This window comes from Stenotrophomonas sp. GD04145 (genome assembly GCF_029835135.1).
In the GTDB taxonomy this organism is placed as follows: domain Bacteria; phylum Pseudomonadota; class Gammaproteobacteria; order Xanthomonadales; family Xanthomonadaceae; genus Stenotrophomonas; species Stenotrophomonas maltophilia_P.
This window is the reverse complement of sequence record NZ_JAODZG010000034.1, coordinates 1-19,037: the sequence shown is the minus strand read 5'-3', so window position 1 is coordinate 19,037 and position 19,037 is coordinate 1. Positions and strand designations below refer to the sequence as shown.

Annotated in this window: 17 protein-coding genes; 7 read left to right on the top strand and 10 right to left on the bottom strand. The window is 66.8% G+C overall.

Annotation, left to right across the window (positions count from 1 at the left end):
• Positions 1-122 precede the first annotated feature (122 nt).
• Both N7367_RS14700 and N7367_RS14695 read left to right on the top strand, forming a co-directional pair.
• Positions 123-1,556 (top strand): serine hydrolase, encoded by a 1,434-nt coding sequence (locus N7367_RS14700; RefSeq protein WP_279942668.1) that lies wholly within the window; start codon positions 123-125, stop codon positions 1,554-1,556.
• A 149-nt stretch (positions 1,557-1,705) separates the two neighbouring features.
• On the top strand, positions 1,706-3,814 hold the full coding sequence (locus N7367_RS14695) for a TonB-dependent receptor (RefSeq protein WP_279942667.1): 2,109 nt from the start codon (positions 1,706-1,708) through the stop codon (positions 3,812-3,814).
• Between the two features lie 154 nt (positions 3,815-3,968).
• On the opposite strand, the gene N7367_RS14690 is transcribed toward N7367_RS14695, so the two are convergent.
• Together N7367_RS14690 and N7367_RS14685 are read right to left on the bottom strand one after the other, a co-directional pair.
• The gene (locus tag N7367_RS14690) at positions 3,969-4,349 is read right to left on the bottom strand and encodes a VOC family protein (RefSeq protein WP_065182888.1); all 381 of its coding nucleotides are present in this window, start codon (positions 4,347-4,349) and stop codon (positions 3,969-3,971) included.
• A 44-nt stretch (positions 4,350-4,393) separates the two neighbouring features.
• Positions 4,394-4,975, bottom strand: a complete 582-nt coding sequence (locus tag N7367_RS14685; RefSeq protein ID WP_279942666.1) for a TetR/AcrR family transcriptional regulator — start codon at positions 4,973-4,975, stop codon at positions 4,394-4,396.
• Between the two features lie 68 nt (positions 4,976-5,043).
• On the opposite strand from N7367_RS14685, the gene N7367_RS14680 reads away from it, so the two are divergent.
• On the top strand, positions 5,044-5,589 hold the full coding sequence (locus N7367_RS14680; protein ID WP_065176034.1) for a thioesterase family protein: 546 nt from the start codon (positions 5,044-5,046) through the stop codon (positions 5,587-5,589).
• 13 nt (positions 5,590-5,602) lie between these two features.
• Here N7367_RS14680 and N7367_RS14675 read toward each other — a convergent pair whose 3' ends face one another.
• Positions 5,603-6,730, bottom strand: a complete 1,128-nt coding sequence (locus N7367_RS14675) for an agmatine deiminase family protein (protein ID WP_279942665.1) — start codon at positions 6,728-6,730, stop codon at positions 5,603-5,605.
• Positions 6,731-6,831: 101 nt separating this feature from the next.
• On the opposite strand from N7367_RS14675, the gene N7367_RS14670 reads away from it, so the two are divergent.
• Positions 6,832-7,701 carry a LysR family transcriptional regulator gene (locus tag N7367_RS14670; protein ID WP_279942664.1) on the top strand — a complete coding sequence of 290 codons (870 nt, stop codon included), beginning with the start codon at positions 6,832-6,834 and terminating at the stop codon, positions 7,699-7,701.
• A 3-nt stretch (positions 7,702-7,704) separates the two neighbouring features.
• Here N7367_RS14670 and N7367_RS14665 read toward each other — a convergent pair whose 3' ends face one another.
• Positions 7,705-8,448 (bottom strand): SGNH/GDSL hydrolase family protein, encoded by a 744-nt coding sequence (locus tag N7367_RS14665; RefSeq protein ID WP_279942679.1) that lies wholly within the window; start codon positions 8,446-8,448, stop codon positions 7,705-7,707.
• Positions 8,449-8,526: 78 nt separating this feature from the next.
• Complete coding sequence (locus N7367_RS14660; protein ID WP_279942663.1) at positions 8,527-9,489, bottom strand: DUF2268 domain-containing putative Zn-dependent protease; 963 nt, start codon at positions 9,487-9,489, stop codon at positions 8,527-8,529.
• Positions 9,490-9,627: 138 nt separating this feature from the next.
• Between N7367_RS14660 and N7367_RS14655 the strand changes: the two genes are divergently transcribed.
• Positions 9,628-10,611: a hypothetical protein gene (locus N7367_RS14655; RefSeq protein WP_279942662.1), complete on the top strand. Its 984-nt coding sequence runs from the start codon at positions 9,628-9,630 to the stop codon at positions 10,609-10,611.
• 123 nt (positions 10,612-10,734) lie between these two features.
• Here the strand turns inward: N7367_RS14655 and N7367_RS14650 are convergent, their stop codons facing one another.
• From N7367_RS14650 to N7367_RS14640, 3 genes are all read right to left on the bottom strand, one after another.
• Positions 10,735-11,490 carry a hypothetical protein gene (locus N7367_RS14650; protein WP_279942661.1) on the bottom strand — a complete coding sequence of 252 codons (756 nt, stop codon included), beginning with the start codon at positions 11,488-11,490 and terminating at the stop codon, positions 10,735-10,737.
• Between the two features lie 102 nt (positions 11,491-11,592).
• The gene (locus tag N7367_RS14645) at positions 11,593-14,055 is read right to left on the bottom strand and encodes a prolyl oligopeptidase family serine peptidase (RefSeq protein ID WP_279942660.1); all 2,463 of its coding nucleotides are present in this window, start codon (positions 14,053-14,055) and stop codon (positions 11,593-11,595) included.
• A 125-nt stretch (positions 14,056-14,180) separates the two neighbouring features.
• Positions 14,181-14,510, bottom strand: a complete 330-nt coding sequence (locus tag N7367_RS14640; protein ID WP_053515479.1) for a hypothetical protein — start codon at positions 14,508-14,510, stop codon at positions 14,181-14,183.
• 221 nt (positions 14,511-14,731) lie between these two features.
• Here N7367_RS14640 and N7367_RS14635 point away from each other — a divergent pair, with 221 nt between their 5' ends.
• Together N7367_RS14635 and N7367_RS14630 are read left to right on the top strand one after the other, a co-directional pair.
• Entirely contained in the window at positions 14,732-15,508 is a 777-nt protein-coding gene (locus N7367_RS14635) for a HipA family kinase (RefSeq protein WP_053515477.1), read from the top strand.
• Positions 15,486-15,878 carry a DUF3037 domain-containing protein gene (locus tag N7367_RS14630; RefSeq protein WP_053515475.1) on the top strand — a complete coding sequence of 131 codons (393 nt, stop codon included), beginning with the start codon at positions 15,486-15,488 and terminating at the stop codon, positions 15,876-15,878. Before N7367_RS14635 ends, N7367_RS14630 begins: the two co-directional genes overlap by 23 nt.
• A gap of 15 nt (positions 15,879-15,893) precedes the next feature.
• Here the strand turns inward: N7367_RS14630 and N7367_RS14625 are convergent, their stop codons facing one another.
• Positions 15,894-16,364 (bottom strand): transposase, encoded by a 471-nt coding sequence (locus N7367_RS14625; RefSeq protein WP_279942659.1) that lies wholly within the window; start codon positions 16,362-16,364, stop codon positions 15,894-15,896.
• Between the two features lie 112 nt (positions 16,365-16,476).
• On the bottom strand, positions 16,477-19,002 hold the full coding sequence (locus N7367_RS14620; RefSeq protein ID WP_279942658.1) for a membrane-bound PQQ-dependent dehydrogenase, glucose/quinate/shikimate family: 2,526 nt from the start codon (positions 19,000-19,002) through the stop codon (positions 16,477-16,479).
• Between the last annotated feature and the right edge of the window lie 35 nt (positions 19,003-19,037).

Sequence of the window (19,037 nt, the reverse complement as noted above, 5' to 3'; positions counted from 1 at the left end):
CCGGGCATGGCCCGGCGCTACCGGCACGGTACCTGCAATCCCGGGCATGGCCCGGCGCCATGCGCTTGACCCCGCCCCCGCCGCTGACCAAGATGCGCCATCGCCACTGACGGATCATCGCGATGTACCGCGCCCTTGCCGCGCTCTTCTGTGCCTTGACCGTTGCCCTGCCTGCTCTGGCGGGGGATGTTCGCAACGATCTTCCGGCCCGGATGGATGCGCAGTTGCAGGCCAACCGCGAACGCTATGGCATCGCCGGCCAGGCGGTACTGGTCGCACACAACGGCCAGGTGCTGTACCAGGGCGCCAGCGGTGAACGTGATCCCGCTACCCATTCACCGGCCACCGTCGATACCATCTTCGCCGCGCAGTCGATGGCCAAGCTGCTGACCAGCACGCTGGTGATGCAGCTGATCGATGAGGGCAAGGTGGATCTGGATGCACCGGCCAGCCGCTATGTGCCGGACTTGCCCGCAGCATGGCAGGCGATCCGTGTGCGTGATTTCCTCAACCACAGCTCCGGTATCGGCGAGTACTACGAGCGGGTGGACAACCGCTGGGTGAGCAAGGGCTACACCGGTGTGGCGCCAGATCTTGCCGCTGCACTGAAGGTGGCCGGCGCGGCACCGATGCAGTTCGCCACCGGCAGCCGCGTGCAGTACACGCAGGCCAACTATCTGGTGCTGACCGCATTGCTGCAAACGCATTACGGCAGGCCCTACCCGGCGATCGCCCGCGAACGCATCCTGCAGCCGTTGAAGATGGCCAGCACCTCGTGGGGTGTAGCCAGCGTGCCAGCCCAGCGCGCGGCCGTGCCGTACATCGGCAAGGATGGGCAGCTGCAGCCGGCCAACGAAGACCCGTGGCCGGACTACGGCTGGGGCCATGCGGATCTGCAGACCAGCGTGGGCGACATGAACCGTTTCCTGCAGGCGCTGGCCACCGGCAAGCTGCTGCGTACGGCAACACTGGAAAAGCTCTGGCAGCCGCAGAGGCTGACCGATGGCCGCAGCAATTTCTTCTCCACCGGCTGGGATACCACGCGCAGCGATGGCTACACCCAGGTCGGTCATGATGGTGGCACCCGCGTGCGCGCGCGGCTGGCGTACAAGGACACCCTGGCCAGCGGCTACTGGCTGTTCGTGTACCTCACCAACGGCAGCGCCCGCAACGTGTGGTCGAGCACGCTGGTGGAAAGCACGATGGCGGTGGCCGCACCGAAGGAATTTCCGCATGCGGTGTTGTCCGAACGCTTGATTGCCTATGCGCTGGAAGATGATGCAGGCGCTGCACCGGCCCTGCGCACATGGTTGCGCGACAGCAGCGGCATCGCGGCCAACGAACTGGAACGCGCGATCAACACCGATGGCTACGCCATCTTCGCGAACCTCGGTGCGCGCAGCGCGTTGAAGGTATTCGCCCTCAACACCGAGCTGTATCCGGATTCGGCCAATGTGTGGGACAGCCTGGCCGAGTGTCATGCGGCATTGGGTGAGAAGGATGTCGCAGAGCGGCTGTATGCGAAGTCGAAGGCGCTGGCGAAACCGTCTTTGTAGAGCCGAGCCGATGCTCGGCTCCGTAAAAAAAGCAGCCGAGCATGGGCTCGGCTCTACAGGTGCACCAGCCCCATACGCCGGTGATGGGTGACGTGGCGCCGTCGACCTGTTAACTTGCGCGCCACTTTCGTGGTTTACAGCATTTCCGCATGTCGCTCGCGCCGTACTGCCCTACCCCGTCGCTGCTGTTCCTGGCCGTCTCGTTTGGCCTGGCCCCAACCGCCCAGGCCGCTCCGCAGGCCACCACCCTTGATGCCGTGCAGGTCACTGCGGCCGATGCCAGCGCCCAGGCCCGCGAGGCGCTCAAGCGCGTGCCCGGCGCCAGCAACGTCATCGACGTGGCCAAGGCCGACAGCCGACTGGCCAGCAGTGCCGATGTACTCGCCTTCCAGCCGGGCATCAGCGCGCAGTCGCCCGGCAACGAAGGCACCAAGATCTCGATCCGTGGCTCGGGCATCAATCGCGGCCCGGGCGCACATGCCTCGGGCATTGCCGTATCGATCGACGGCCTGCCGTTGACCGGCCCCGGCGGCACGCCCTACGAACTACTGGAACCGCTGTGGCTGTCGCGGGTGGAGGTGCTGCGCGGCGCCAACGGTTTCGAGCGCGGCGCGCTGGCACTCGGTGGCGCCATCGACTACACCAGCCGCAGCGGCCGCGATTCGGCCGGTGTGCAGCTGCACTACGAAGCGGGCAGCCGTGGCTACCAGAAACGCGGCATCAGCTGGGGCGGTGTCAACGGAGATCTCGATTACTTCCTGGCCTACACCGATACCGAGTTCGATGGTTATCAGCGCCATGCGCGCGGCGACGGCAAGGGCGCGATGGCCAACATCGGCTGGCAGATCACGCCCGACCTGCAGACGCGTTTCTTCGTTCGCTACCGCGAAACCAATCACGAAACGCCCGGTCGCTTGACCCGCGATCAGATCCGCAACGATCCGCATGCGGCGAACGCGGCCAACCTGGCCATCGATGCGCGCCGCCCGCAGCCGGGCAGTACCTGGGTCGGTAATGTCACCACGCTGCAGATCGACGAGGATTCTTCGCTGCAGGCCGGGCTGGTCTATCACACGTATCCGATGGACTTGAACGAGAGCCTGTACCGCCAGCAGCTGGACTACGCCAACCTCAACGCCACGCTGGACTACCACCACCGCCACCGGCTGTTCGGCCTGGACAGCCAAACCACGATCGGTCTGCGCGTCACCCACGATCTGGACGCCGATGTGCGCGAGTCGCTGCGCTTTGCCAGCAACGGCTATGCCGCCGGTACGTGCACGCGTGACTTCCGCCACCACGGCACCGACAGCACACTGCACCTCAGCAATACCCTCGCCTTCAATGACCGCCTGCGCATGCAGACCGGGCTGGCACTGATCAACACCCGCCGCGATGTGCAGGTGACCTGGCCGAGCAGCGGCGGCCGCCTGCGCGACCACGACTGGGACTACGCACCGCGACTGGGCTTCACCTGGCAGCACAGCGCGCAGACCCAGTGGTTCGGCAACCTCAGCCGCTCGGTGGAAGCGCCCCACCCGTGGTCGATGATCTGGGGCTCGAACCAGTACTTCGGGCCGGGCAACGGCCCGTCCAGCGGGCGCCAGCGCGCGCCGGTGCCGATGCAGAACCAGACCGCCACCACGCTGGAACTGGGCGCGCGCGGTAACGCGGCGCTGGGTCGCTGGGAACTGACCGGCTACTACGCGCACATAAACCACGAACTGCTCAGTGTCGAACTGCAACCGGTGCCGAACCTGTTCATCGCAGAAAACAACGCCAGCCCCACCGTGCACCGCGGCATCGAAGCCGGTCTGGACAGCACGCTGTGGCAGGCCGCGCCGGGGCGCCTGTCGTTGCGCCAAGCGTACACCTTCAGTGATTTCCGTTACCGCCACGACGCGCGCTTCGGCAGCAACCGCCTGCCGGGCCTGCCGCGCCACAGCTACCAGGCCGAGCTGCGCTTCGATCATGCCTCCGGCCTGTACGCCGCGCTGAACACCGAATACGCCTCGCGCATCGCGGTGGACTACGCCAACAGCTACTGGGCCGACAGCCACGTGATCTTCGGCAGCCGCATCGGCTACGACGCACCCGGTGGCCGCTGGCAGGCGTGGGCGGAGATGCGCAACCTCGGCAACCGCCACTACGCGGCCACGGTCACACCGGGCTACAACGACGCCGGCAAGGATGTCGCCCGCTCCACGCCCGGCGAAGGCCGGGGCATCTATGCGGGCGTGCGCTGGCGTTTCGATTGATCGCCTCAGGCGGCGCCGCGTGTGATCCGGCGCCGTCGTTTCAGCCACCTCGACGACGTACCCGGCAGCGTCCCACCGCGCGAACCATCGCTGGCGTGAGCTGCTGCGTGCGCTTGTGCTTGTCAGCGTGCGGGCGCCGAAACACCTGGCTGCGTCACTCCGGCCGCGCCTTGGTCACCGCTTCGATGCGATGGCCATCGGGGTCGACCACGAACGCCGCGTAGTAGAAGTCACCGTAATCGGGGCGCGGCCCGGGCGCACCGTTGTCAGCGCCCCCGTTGGCCACGGCGGCTGCGTGGAAGGCATCCACGGCCGCTGCCGAGTCCGCGGCAAACGCTACGTGGAAACCGGGACCCGGCGCTGCGGCGTCATCACGCAGCTTCAGGCACAGCGCATCCTCATCATCGACCACCCCATAACCGATCGCGGTCTCGTCCTCGAAGACCCGGCGAAACCCAAGCGTGGCGAGTGCGGCATCGTAAAAGCGGCCTGCGGCATCGAGGTCACGGACGCCGAGGGAGAGGTGGTGCAACATGTGGACGTCCTTGCCGGGCACGCAGCAGCGCGTTCGCGTTGATTCTAGCGCGCAGGTGGCGCGACAGCCCTGAGCAGCTGCGCGGCGACCTGGTCAAACGGAGCGATATCCTGCAGCGCGCGGCACATCGCCACCGCGCCTTCCACGCTGGCAATCACCAGGCTGGCCAGCTCACCCGCGGCGGCTGGCGCATGTCCTTCGGCGACGAGCGCCGTGGCGAGATGATCGTGCCAGCGCGCGAACACATCGGCAGCTGCCGCGCGGGGTTGGCTCGGCACCGCGTCCATCGGCTCCTCAACGGCAGCGGCCAGCACCGGGCAACCCGCGCGGAACCCGGAGCGCAGCAGGCGCTCGCGCCACATCGCCAGGAACTGCTGCAGGCCCTGCACTGCGCCGCCCTTCAGCAGCGCCACCAGCAGCGCTTCCACCTTGTCGCCGGCCATAAGCGTGGCGCGCGCCAGCAGCTCCTGCTTGCCGCCGGGAAAGTGGTGGTAGGTGGACCCCAGCGGCGCGTCGGCCAGCTTGGTCACTTCACGGATGCTGGTTGCGTTCAGCCCGACCCGAGCCAGCATCTGCGCGGCGGCATCGATCACGCGCTGGGGAGCGTCGGACGTTCGCGGACTCATGGCTGCGCCTTGCTAAGACAGTCGCCATAGACTAGCGTACCGTCGATTCTATAACACTCGTAATAATCATGAATCTCTGGTTCCGCCTGCTCCATCTGCTGCTGTGCAGTCTGTTCCGGCCCAGGCTGGAGGCGCCTTTCGGCGTGTCGCGGCTGCAGTTCCGGGTGCTGCCCAACGATCTGGACAGCAACCTGCACATGACCAACGGCCGCTACTGGAACATCTTCGATCTGGGCCGGTTGGACCTGATCCTGCGCATGGGCCTGGGCAAGGTGGCGCTGCGCGAGAAATGGGCGCCGATCGTCGGCGCCGGCACCATCCAGTTCCGCCGCGAGCTCCGGCCATTCCAGCGCTTCACCCTGGAAACACGCCTGGCCGGCTGGGTCGGCACGCGCGTGATCATGGAGCAGCGCGTGCTGGTCGGCGACGGCCAGAAGATCGCCACGCGCGCCCTGCTGGTCACCGGCATCTATGATCGCCGCGCGCGTGCATTCGTGGGCATGCAGCAGATGATGGACGCCATCGGTTCGCCGTTGCCGCCCTCCCCCGCACTCAGCGCCGCCGCCGAAGCTCTGCTGGCTGCCGACGCTGCGCTGAAGCGCGACGACGACTGACCTTCTGCCAGCACTACCCGACCTGCGGCATGTTCTTGGTCACGCAGTGGATCCCGCCGCCGCCCCCGGCGATCGCATCGATGTCGACCTGCTCGATCGACCGGCCCGGATACAGGTTCTGCAGCAGTTCGCGGCACTGCGCGTCGGCACGTCCATCGCCGAACTGCGGTGCGATCACCGCACCGTTGATCGGCAGATAGTTGATGTAGCCCAATGCCAGGTCCGCGTTGTCACGTGTATGTACGTTGTCGCGCGGGTGCAGCGGAGGTGGCAGGGTATGCACCTGCAGGTGGCGTCCTTCGGCGTCGGTGGCCTCTCTCAGTATCTGCAGATGCGTGCGCGTCACTTCGTAATCGTAGGAGCCGGGATCGTTGTCGAGGTTGGCGATCAGGACTCCGGGGCGTACGAAGCGTGCATAGAAGTCCACGTGCGCGTCCGTGATATCACGGCCGCGGATGCCTGGCAGCCAGATCACCCTGCGCAGGCCGAGCTGATGCTTCAGCTCCGCTTCGATCCCGGCGCGCGACCACGCCGGATTGCGGTTGTGGTTTACCCAGCAGCTCTCGGTGAGTACTGCGGTGCCCTGCCCATCGACCTCGATGCCACCGCCTTCGCCGACGAGGTCACTTTCCAGCAACGTCGCGCCCGTGATACGGGCAAGCCACGGCGCCACCCTACCGTCGTTGCGCGCAGTCTGTTTTCCACCCCAACCGTTGAAGTTGAAATCGACCAGGCCCAGGCCCCCCTTGCCATCGGTGACAAAGCAGCCGCCGTAGTCGCGGACCCAGATGTCGTCCAGCGGGACATCGAGAAACTCGATGTTGTCGCGGCCGCACCGATTCTGCGCCTGCGTCCGCTGCGCCGGGCAGCACAGCACGGTGACCGGCTGGTAACCGGCGATAGTGCGCGCCAGGCGTGCGATCGCATTGTTCACCGCGTCGGCCTGCGAACCCCACACGCGAGGTTGCGCGGCGAAGGCCAGGAAAACCCGCTCCTGCGGGCCATGCTCGTCCGGCATGCGCCAGCCCGCCGGGCCAGCTGCAACGGCGCACTTGGCCATCCCAGTCACGCCCATCGCAGCGACACCGCCTAGGGCGGCCGCACCGGCCAGTTGGCTGAGGAAACGACGGCGGGTGGACATGATCGGCTCCGGACGAAATGGGATAGCTCATGCTGCGCTTGCCATTCAATAAGCACAAACGATAGATTCAGCCGCATTATCAACACTTTTACTTATCACTCATGCTCAAGCACTGGCCCTCGCTGACCGCCCTGCGCGGCTTTGAAGCCGCTGCACGCCTTGGCAGCTTCCATCGCGCTGCGCAGGAACTGCACCTGAGCCAATCAGCCATCAGCCAGCAGATCCGCGGACTGGAAACATCACTTGAGCAGCCTCTTTTCTTCCGGCAAGGTCGCAGCGTCACGCTCACCGATGCCGGCATCGATCTGCTGGAGACCACCCAGGCCATGCTCCGCAGCTTGGCCAGTGGCGTCCGCCGGCTCGACCAGTACCGCAAGCCCAATCAACTGATCGTCAACACCAGTCCCGCATTCGCCAGGCACTGGCTGGTGCCGCGCCTGGCCGACTTCCGCCGCCAGCACCCGCAGGCCGATCTGTGGCTGTTGACAAGCGAGAACGCGCCGGACATGGGCACGCAGACGCTGGACATTGCCGTACGCAACGACCTGGAGGCACAGGCGCACTGCACGCACCGCGTGCTGCTGCACGATCGTCTATATCCGGCATGCCACCCCAGTCTGCTGGACGTACCGGTGGCGCAACGGCCTACCCTTCATGGCGAACGCGAAATGGACTGGAGCCAATGGCAGGTCCAGGGAGGTGTCGACGTCGGGCAGCGTAGCGACGGCCTGAACTTCTCCGAGCCTGGACAGCTGCTCGACGCAGCCTGCCAGGGCCTGGGCATCGCCTTGGTCAGTGAACTGCTGGCCACAGCTGCGCGCGCGCAGGGGTTGTTGCAGCCGCTGGACGATGCCCGCGTGCGCGGGCCCCGCTGGAGCTGGCTGCTGCACGACGACAGCGCGCGCGATCCGCTGGTGATCAGCTTCTGCGAGTGGCTGTTGGGCGCCCTGCCTGCCACGCCATCGCGCTGACCATCACCGAGCGGCGCGCCTCGCCAGCGCCTGATCGATCGCAGCCTCGGCCAGCGGTGCCATCACCGCGTAGCCTTTCGTGGTGGGATGCACGCCGTCGCCGGCCAGGTCGGCATCCAGACCGCCCTGCGCGTTGGCCAACGGCGTGTGGTAATCCAGGTAGACCAGCTGTTGTTCGTCGGCATGGCGTTTCAGTGCACGGTTCAATGCGCGCACCTTCGCGGCGGGCTCGATACCAGGCATCCAGGGGTACTCGCTGACCGGCAGCACCGAGGCCAGCACCACGCTGATGCCCTGCGCTTTCGCCAGCGCCACCATCGCCTGCACGTTGTCTTCGATCATCGCCTGCGTGGCCTGGCCGGTATTGCCGGCGATATCGTTGGTGCCGGCCAGGATCACCACCACCTGGGGATGCAGCGCAAGCACATCCTGCGGGAAGCGAACCAGCATCTGCGCCGTGGTCTGGCCCCCGATGCCACGATTGAGATACCCCTTGCCGGGGAAGAAGGCGGCACTGCCCTCAGCCCCCCAGCCCTCGGTGATCGAGTCGCCGTAGAACACCACGCGTGGCTTTCCGGGCCGGGCAGCAGGCAGTGCTGCGTTGGCGTCACGATAGCGCTGCAGCTGTGGCCAATCCGCCAGACGCTGCTGCATGAAACGGACTTCGTCCGGCCGCAGCTGCTCCACTGGCCGTGTCAGCAGCGGGTTGATGGCGGGTGCCTCGGCCGCGTTCACGCCGCCGGTCATCGCCAATGCCAGTGCGATGGCGCCGGCCGTCAAAGCAGGAATGTGCATGCCGATCTCCCGTAGCGTTCTGTTCCGCACTCAGCGTGCCGCAGCGCGTGCGGCCACGCCAGTCACCTTCGCCGGCATCCACATGCCCGGCGTCCAGCCACTGGCCGCCAGGATCGCCTTCGGATCGTCCTGTTCGATCAGGGCGCGCACCGCTTCGCGCTTGTCCCTGGCCTGCAGGTAGTACGCCTTGGCGATGCGGTAGCCCACCCAGTAGCCCAGATCGTAGGGCGCGTCGGAACCGGGCGTGTAGTTGTACAGCCAGGGCGACAGATCGGTACTGTCCAGGTCCAGCGCGAATGCACTTTCGATGTGCACTTCCCTGCCCCGCGTCCATGCCGCGTGGCGTCCGTTGCCGACGCTGCCGGAAACCAGTTCGGTGATGAACTCGGCAACGCCTTCGGCCAGTGACAGGCGCAGCACCGTCGCACGCGGATCGCCCTGCTCGAAATCGATCGCACCGGTCTGCTGGATGTGCACGTACTCGTGCGCGATCACATGCACGAAGCGGTCCTGCACATTGGGGTTCATGAAGTCAGCCGCGCAAAGGGCTTCCAGCCCGATCAGCACGCCTCCCGGATGGGTCAGCCCGACCGGGCGGCCGCGCCCGACCATGATCGCGACCGGTGGAAACCTCGCCTGCGGATAGATCGCCTGCAGATTGGCAAACACCTGCACCAGCCGCTGGCGTACCGCAGGCAGTTCATCCAGGCAGGTCCGGCCGTTGGCGTACATCGCAGGGTCGCGACGCATGGCGTCGGCGATGCGCTCGGCGGTGACCCGTCGCCGGCTCGCGAACTCGCCCAGGCTGGGCGTCCCTTCGGCCAGGTACTGCGCCAACTGGGCGACGCTGGGCTGGCCATCGGTTGTGTCGTAAAGGGCATAGAAGCGGCTGGCGTCGGAAATCAGGATCTCGGGCCCGGGCGCTGCACCATGGGCCACGCCGGCCGTCCCGGCCAGCGCCAGGGCAAGCAGGCCACGCAGGGAAACGAACATCGATCCGTCCTTGGTGGAGACAATGCCAGGCAGGCAATCTATCACTGCGTCCCCTTCGCCGCAGCAGGCGGGTGCGGCCGTTACGCCCCTGTGCCAGACTCACCTCGGCATCTGCCATGGATGATGGCGCACCGCACGATGATGATCGTTCCCGCGTACTGGGCCGAAGCCCGCCTGCAGGCCCGTTTCCGCGGCCGGCCGGTGGTCGTGCGTCGCTTCGGATGGTCCGACACAAGCCCTGCCGACGCTCAGGCACACGCCGAGCGCCGGGCCAACGAAGCGCTCAATGCCATCCTCGCCGGGCAGGCACTGCCGCGCCGCGAGGTCCGCAGCAACTACGGCGTGGAAGGCGTGCCGATCCGCGAGCAGATCGTGCAGCGCGATGGCGGCGTGGTGATCACCCGCAACAGCTACGGTGCGCTGTGCCTGAACACTCCGGACGTCCTGTTCGCCGACATTGACCACCCGAAACCACCGGCAGGATGTGTGATGCCCGTCGTCATCACGGCAACCCTGCTGCCTGCCGTTGCCCTCATCGGCACCCTGCTCTGGCACTGGCTGGTGGGGCTGGTACTGGGCGTGGCAGCCGTGGCTCTGGTGAATACCGCGATGCTGATGCAACGCAGGCGTCGCCTGGCCGCTGCCGGTGGCGCCGAGGGCGTGGCCCTGCAGCGGGTTGCGGACTTCAGCAGGCAGCACCCGGACTGGCATCTGCGCGCGTACCGGACGCCGGCCGGGCTGCGGATACTGGCCATGCATGCCACGTTCTCCCCCGGCGACGAGGCGCTGCAGGCGTTCTTCAACGCACTGGGCACCGACACGCTGTACGCGCGCATGTGCCGGCTGCAGCACTGCTTCCGGGCCCGGCTGACACCGAAACCATGGCGTGTCGGCCTGAAGTACCGCATCCGCCCGCCCGCCGCCGCGTGGTCGGCCGAGCAGGCCGACAATCCGGACCGACTGGCCTGGATTACGGAGTATGAAAGCAAGAGTGACGGCTTCGCCGCCTGCGCCTATCTGCGCAGCTTCGGCGACACCACCCGGGTACATGCCAGGGCCGAGCATGTGCGCGACCTGCATGATCGCCTTTCGCACGCGCAGGACCGCCTGCCACTGGCGTGAGCGCGGATGCCCAGGCAGCGCTCTCCACGGACAACTTCCCTGCTGGGGCGCCTGTCCGGCCGCACCGCGATCGACCTGTCGCTGTCGAGTCTGCACCGTTGATCGCAGAGCATCCGTGGATGATCAATCTGCAGTTTCCTTGCGCAGCGCCCCACAACGCAGCGCCTCCTGGGCAATGTCGTCTCGTAATCTGTTCTGCAACCAGCCGATCCTGAAACGTTCGCGGCTGGGTTCCCCCGCAGGCAGCAGCGCCATCAGTGCATCGCTCAACGCCGGACGCCACTGCTCCTGCGCGCCTGCCAGAACGTGCTGGTCGAAGTTCGTCGATGACACGCGCTTCCATGGCAGCATCATTGCGTACTGGGAAGTGGACACCAGCACGGTTTCCGGGCGGCCCGGACGGCTTACGACCACGGTCATGCTGGGATGGTCGTCAGTCCAGAGGCCGCGAAAATGCGCCGCAACGCGCTCCTGCAGACCTTGCCCGGCCAGCGCCCGGCGTGCCCAGGCCTGCTGCTGGGCGAACGAGCATCTGGCCGGCGGCGTGCTGCGCAGCTGTGGATCCAGCGTCAGCATGGTGGACCGGTCCAGCCGCGAAGCGATCAGATCCACCGTGGCGTCGCGGGTCAACGGCGCTGCCTGCAGCGCAGCCTCGAACGCTGACATCGCGCCGAACGGCAGCAGCTCCGGCACCCGCGGTTGCACGTCGGGCGCGTCAACCACCTGTACGCGGGTGGTCACGCCGTAGGCATCGCGCCGGATGACCCAGCGCTCAGATACGGAACCCCAGCCAGACCAGTCGTACGTGACGTGCACGCTCATCGGCCGCTGGACCGCCGTGGCCACAGGAGAAACCAACAGCGGAGCGAGCGCCAACATCCATGCCTTCATGTGATTTCCCCGGCTCTGTACTACAGCAGCCGACCATGGCTCGGCTCCACAGGATGCAGGAAGGCCGCCCGAGGGCGGCCTTTCCATTCCTCACTTGGCGTTCTTCACGTAGGTGTCGAACCAGTTGAGCATCTCCGCCACCAGCTGCTCGTTCGACTCCAGCGCCGTATACCAGTGCGGCTCGTTCGGCAGCATCACCAGGCGGGTGGTGCCGCCGTTGCCACGGATCGCCTGGTACAGCTTGCGCGACTGGAACGGCTCGGTACCCGGATTGGCATCGTCCTCGCCATGCACCAGCAGCAGCGGCAGCTTGATCTTGTCGGCGTAGAAGAACGGCGATGCCTTCAGGTAGACATCCTGTGCCTGCCAGACCGAACGCCGCTCGTTCTGGAATCCGAACGGAGTGAAGGTCTTGTTGTAGGAGCCGCTGGTCGCCACGCCCGCCTTGAACAGAGTGGTATGCGCGATCAGGTTCGCGGTCATCAGGCCGCCGTGGCTGTGGCCGGTCACGCCGATCCGGTTGCGATCCACCACGCCCATGTCGACGGCCTTGTCCACGGCCGCCTTGGCATCGGCTTCCAACTGCTCCAGGTAGGTGTCGTAGGCGTTCCTGGGATCACCGACAATCGGGAACGAGGCATTGTCGATGATCGCGTAGCCGGCCAGCAGCATCAGGCGGTACGGCTGCAGGCGGGTGAACGTCTGCTGCGAACCGGAGACCTGCCCGGCCTGCGCGGCATTGGCGAAGTCTGCCGGATAGGCGTAGAGGATGGCCGGCACGCGCTGGCCTTCCCGGTAGCCGGGCGGCGTGTACAGGGTGAACGACAGGTCCACGCCGTCGGCGCGCTTGTAGGTCACCAGCTGCTTCTTGATCTGCCGCACTTCAGGCGTGGGGTCGACCAGCTTCGTCAGGGCCGTCGCGGTGGAGGTGTACTGCGCCTCGCCCTGCTTGGCGTCCGCCACAGCATCGCCCTGCTGGCGCAGGAAGGCGTTCGGCGGGTCCATCACCGACTGGTGCCACGTCAGGTAGCGGCCGGGCGTATTGCTGAAGCCCAGGAACTGCTCGTAGGCATCGGCATCGCTGCGGAACAGGCGCTCACTCTTCAGTGTGGCCAGATCCAGACGGTCCAGGAACGGGCGATCCCCCTGCGGCGAAGCGCCCTGCCCGCGCAGGAACACGTACGTCCCTTCCTGCCGCACCACCGGTGCGCCATTGGGCAGGCGCTTGAACACCAGGTTGCCCGGATCGCCGTACAGCTCGTCGCTGGACATGTCCCACAACAGGCGGCCCTCCTGCCGGGGCTTGTCCACATCGACGATGCGGGTCTGCACCCAGTGCCGGTTCTCGTCATTCTCGAACTGGAACGACACGGCCGGGTCCGCCGTCCAGGCAATGCCTTCGAAGCGCTGCGCGGTACGCGCGATCTCCACCGGCTTGCCGGTGAACGGCGCCTTGAGCATGAGCACGCGGTCACGGTGCGGCACACTCACTTTCCAGTCGCCCTTGTCCAGTGCTTCGGCATACACCAGCGTCGCCGGATCGGTGGAGCGCCAGTCGAAACCGCGCGGCCCCTCCGGCACGCCGTGCACCGGCACGCGGTCGGCCAACGGCAGGCGGGCGATGGTGGTCGTGCGCCCACTGCTGACATCCAGTACCGCGACGTCGTTGGCGAAACGCTGGTAGGTAACCGCATGCGAGAACGGTGGCTTGATCGACTCGGTCAGCACATGCACGCCGTCTGGCGCCGCACTGACATCGTTGTAGATGGCCGGCTGGCCGACCGTTCGCACGGTGCCCGCCGCGGTATCCACCACCGCCAGCTGCGAGGCCCCGTAGTAGGCGAACAACGCTTCATCATGCACGCTGGTCAGCGTGTCGCGTGCCTCGTAGGTGCTGCTCTCGCCACTGCTGCCGAGCGACTCCTGTGCATCGGGTCCGGTCGGCACGCCGCCATTGGAGGGTGCCGGCCCCTGGTTGGCCGGTACCAGCTTCACCAGCAGTGTCTGGCTGCCACCCAGCCACTGCACGGTGCTGCCGAAAATCGGGTTCAACTGGACGTTCGGTACCTGCTTGACCTGACCGGTGGCGGCATCGCCCACCCACAGCTGCACGCTGGTCTCGACTGCATTCTGGAACGCGAAGTGGCTGCCGTCGGCCGACCACAGCGCGCCACCGGCGCAGCCCTGCGGCAGGTTGACCTTGGTCTCCTTGCCGCTGCCGATCTCGACCAGGGTGAAGTCGGCCACGCAGGCCGGTATGCCATAGCCTCCGGGCGTGTCATGACGGCTGCGGTTCTTCGGCTCCAGGCGCACGCCGGCCAGTTTCAGGTAGGGCTGCGCCACCCGGCTGATCGACGGATAGGTCTGCGCGGTGGTCAGCAACAGACGCTGGCCACTGGGGTCCACGTTCGGCATTGGCGGCGGCGGTGCCTTCAGCACCTTCAGCAGATGCTCCGGCGGCTTGGCATAGTCGGCCCATGCCGGGCCTGCAGACAACAGCGTGACGGCAACGACGGCAATGGCAGCCGCCAGAGAGGTACGACGGATGAGCATCCTTATCCCCTGGTAGTGTCGGGCTGCCCGCGAAGCGGGCATGCGCCGAATCTAGCACCGCCCGGCCCGCGTTCAATGGGCCGGATGGGCTAGTCACCGGATAAGGCAAAGCGCAGGCCGGGGCACTACTGCCGGGCGTGCAGGTCCCAGGTGGCCAGATAGTCCGGGTCCACCACGATCATCCCGGTGGAGCGCATGCAGTACTCGCCCGGCTGGGCCGGCAGGTACTGGTCGAGCATGGGCGGCAGGTAGCGCTCGTGGCCATCGTTCTCGTCGGCAAGCACCACGCCTTCGAACGCGCTGATGCGCAGCACCGTGCCGGCATACTGCTCCAGCCCTTGAACCTGCCCGTCACCGCCGTAACGGGTGACGCCCACCAGCACTACCTTGCCGATCATTTCTTCGGCCTTGGCATCATCCAGAGGCGGCAGTGCCGCATTCAGTTGGTCGCTCATCCCTGTACCTCCGCATCTGGTGGAGACATCGTGGAGCAGGATCCGCGCGGCGTTTCCGCGAACGCCATGGACAGCATGTTGCCCGCGTCGTCCGGAGGATCGTGTGAAGCGCGGCACATTGCGCAGCGTGCATTCAGCATTGCCTGCGTTGCGTCGGCATGCGCGGCGTGTGCTCTGCGGCGCATGCGATGCAGCACCGTGTGCCACGCTAGAATGCGTGCATGCGCACCGTGAATGCTCTTCGTTACATTACGCCCCTGCGGGAGGGCGGCTCCCTGCCGGCCGTGGTCGAGACCGACGACGACGGCATGGCCGTACTCAAGTTCCGGGGTGCGGGCCAGGGGCCCAAGGCCCTGATCGCCGAACTGATCGCAGGTGAAATGGCCCGTACCCTGGGCCTGCCGATTCCCGAACTGCTGTTCGTCGAACTGGACAGCGAGTTCGCGCGTACCGAACCGGATCCGGAGATCCAGGAACTGATCCGCGCCAGCGAGGGCCTGAACCTGGGCCTGGATTACCTGCCCGGCGCGATCAACTACGACCCGGCGGCCATGCCGGTGGACGCCGACCTGGCGTCGCGCATCGTCTGGTTCGATGCATTCACCAGCAATGTCGATCGCACCACGCGCAACCCGAACCTGATGGTGTGGCACCGCCAGCTGTACCTGATCGACCACGGTGCAGCGATGTATTTCCACCACGACTGGGCCAACGCCGGCGATGCGTGCGAAAGGCCGTTCGTGCTGATCCGCGACCACGTGCTGCTGTCGTTCGCCAGCCGCATCGCCGAGGTGGATGCCGAGCTGGCGGCTCGCCTGACCGATGCCGAGATCGAGCGGATCGTCGGCCTCGTGCCAGACAGCTGGCTGGTCAACGAGCCGGCGTTCGACAGCCCTCAGGCCTACCGCCAGGGCTACATCGACTATCTCAAGCATCGCCTGAAGGTGCGTGCGGTGTTCGTGCAGGAGGCCATCCGTGCCCACGCTGCACACGTATGACTATGCGGTCATCCGCGTTGTACCGCGGGTGGAGCGCGAGGAATTCATCAACGTCGGGGTGATCGTGTCCTGTCCCGGTGCGCGTCATCTGGAAGCAGCCATCGAGATCGACCCGGCACGCCTGCAGGCGTTCGCACCGGCGCTGGACCAGCAGGCGCTGCAACCGTGGCTGGATGCCATCGTGGCCATCTGCCGCGGCGATGCCACCGCCGGCCCCATCGCGCAGCTTCCGGCACGCGCACGCTTCCATTTCCTCACCGCCAAACGCAGCTCGATCGTGCAGATGTCCAGCACGCATGTGGGCCGCACAGCCAACCCGGCGGGTGTGGTCGAACATTTGATGACGAAGATGGTACGGGTGCCGCAGTAACACGGCAGGACGCCACTACCGCGCAATCGTGGCGTCCTGCAGCGGCCAGCGACACCAGCCATGGGGATACTCGCCCACCTGCCTGGCCAGCCCCGCACTGACCGGGTGAGCCAGCACCTGCCGGGCCCGCACAGGCAACGAAGCATCATTGTCGATCACCTGATCGAAATAGCCGGCCTGCCAGACCGCTCCGTTGCGGCCGCGATGGCGGTTGATCAGGAAGCTGCTGCGCGCCTTGAAGCGCTGTACGCAGTATCCGGGTGGATAGCCACGCAGCTGCGCCAGCCATCGCACGTGGTCGGGCATGACAAGCCAGGCCAGCGAGGTGGTCAGCCCCTCGCGGTCCATCGCAGCCAACAGCTGCATCGCGACATCCGCATGCGCCGCGTTCTCGAACAGGCACTGCCGATTGCAGCAGGTCAAGGTGAGCAGATGGACATTGCCCATGATGGGCTCGCGGCTGACAGGGTTCGACAGGCTGGGCATGCGCAACAGCGTGCCCGCCGGCACACCGCTACTGCATCGGTGGACACCACGTCATCGGGTGGGAAATCGCCGCTTCCGGGAATCGGCGGACAGGCCCCGCCGCGAACGATGCTCAATGTTCGGGCAGGGCAAACGCCATCACGTAATCGCCGGGACGAGTCTCCATGAAGTGATGGCCTGCTGCGACGATCACCACGTACTGGCGTCCCCCCTGCTCGTAGATCATCGGAGTGGCCTGGCCCCCGGCAGGCAGCCTGGCATGCCACAGTTCCCGGCCCGTCTTCAGATCGATGGCGCGCAGCAGATCGTCGGTCGCGGCGGCGATGAACACCAGGCCGCTGGCAGTGATCACCGCACCGCCATTGTTGGGCGTTCCGATCTCGATCGGCAGGCCGGAGCGGATGCCGAATGGGCCGTTGCCGCGCGCGCTTCCGAACGGCCGGTCCCACAGCAGCGTGCCCGTGCGCAGATCGATCGCGCGGATGCCGCCATACGGCGGCTGTTTGCACGACAGGCCGGTCAATGGCAGCCGCCATCCTGCATTGACGTCGATGGCATACGGCGTACCCACCTGCGGGTCGCCTGCCCCTTCGCCAGCGCCGCGGTCGGCGCGGATCTGCTCACGCGGCAGCCATCCCCGCCGGTCGGCCTCGGCACGCGGTACCAGCCGGTTGTAGTTGGGCATGTCGTTGTAGTTGGCCACGATCACGCCCCGGCGGGTATCGATGGCCACGCCACCCCAGTCCGAGCCACCGTTGTAACCGGGATACTCGATGGAATGGCGATCACTGGTGGGCGGCGTGTAGAAGCCCTGGTAGTGCGCCCTGCGGAACTGGATGCGGCAGACCAGCTGATCGATCGGCGTGATGCCCCACATGTCACGCTCGGTCAGCGGCTGCTCGCGCCGCAGGGTGTGATAGAGCGAGAACAGCTGCGTTGGCGAGCGCTGCTCCGGTTCCACGCCGCCCTGCGGAACCCTGCGCTCTTCGGCAGGTGTCAGCAGCCGGCCGTTGCGCCGGTCGAGGATGTACAGGTCACCCTGCTTGGTCGGCAGCAGGATCGCGGGCACCTTGCCTGCCGCGGTCGGAAAATCGATCAGGCTGGCCTGCGAACCGAGGTCGTAGTCCCAGACATCCTTGCGTACGGCCTGGAAATGCCAGACCGGCTTGCCGGTGGCCACGTCGAGTGCCACCAGCGAGGTGGCATAGCGGTTCTGTTGCTCGCTGCGCGAGCCGCTCCAGTAGTCGCCGGCGGCATTGCCCAACGGCAGGTAGACCAGGCCCAGTTGTTCATCGCCGGTGGCGGTGGTCCACATGTTCGGCGTACCCCGGGTATAGACCTGCTCGCGGGGGGGCGGACCGGTGCGCTCGGGCCGCTCCATGTCCCACGCCCAGCGCAGCTTGCCGGTGATCGCGTCATAGGCCTGGATCACGCCGGAAGGCGCGTCACGGCGCTGCCCGTCCAGCACCTGGTGACCGGTGACGATCACGCCGCGCACGATGGCCGGCGGCGAGGTGATCGAGACATAGCCCGGCGGCACCTCGCCCATGTCGAGGGTGATGTCGATCTGGCCGTTGTTGCCGAAATTGACGCACGGCCGACCGCTGTCGGCATCCACTGCGATGATGCGTCCGTCCAGCGTGCCTTCGATGACGCGCGCCCAGCAGGCAGGCCGCGCGCCCGCCGCCGCGCCCGGTCGAACGCTGGGAGGTGGCAGGGGCAAGGCAAGATCGGCAGCCACATCCGCCAATGCCGCATCGGCGAATACCGGCACGGCGGGCTGCTCGTAGTAGGACACCCCACGGCAGGCGGCGGTGTACGGAATGGAGGCGTCCTTCACCTTTGGATCGAACCGCCAAAGCGCCTTGCCAGTGCTGGCATCGAGGGCGATCAGGCGGTTGCGTGCCGTGCACAGGTACAGCCGGTCGCCGATCTTCAACGGCGTGGTCTCGGCCCCCCAGCGCTTCTTCGGCAGGTCGCCGGTGCGGAACTGCCAGGCCAGTTGCAGGGTAGCCACGTTGGCGGGCGTGATCTGCTGCAGCGGCGAGAAGCGGGTGGCGGCGTTGCTGCGGCCCCAGGCGGGCCAGTCACCCTCGGCGGGCTGGTCGGCCGGCTGCAGGCCGGTGGTGTCGCGGGTCGGCTCCAGGCCTGCGCTGAAGGCTGCTTCCGGGAACGGCGCATGGCCGTCCACGCTGCCGTGCGGACTGAACGCCAGGGCAAACGCGCCGACGAACACCAGCAGCAACACGGCGGCGATGCTGCACGACAGCCGTTTGGACAGCGGCGCGCGCAACGTCGGCGTCAGCAGCGCCAGAACGATGCCCAGCGCGGTGACCAGCCCCAGCCGTGGCACCCAGCGCCAGTAATCGCTGCCCGATTCCCACCCCGTCCACAGCAGCGTGCCGACGAACACCAGCGCGTACAGCAGCGCACCGCTGCGCCGGTTGAGCCACAGCAGAATGCCGCTGGCCAGCAGGCCACAGCCGGCGATGAGGTAATAGGCCGAGCCACCGAGCTGGAGCAGCCATGCGCCCAGCCCCCCAATCACCAGACCCAGGATGACCAGCAGCAGCGACAGGACCGTGACCAGGGGGTGGCGGCGCACAGGCGCCGGCACGGACTGCGGCGTGGCGGACATCGGCGATCTCCGGGAGCAGCATGCTGCCCTTATCC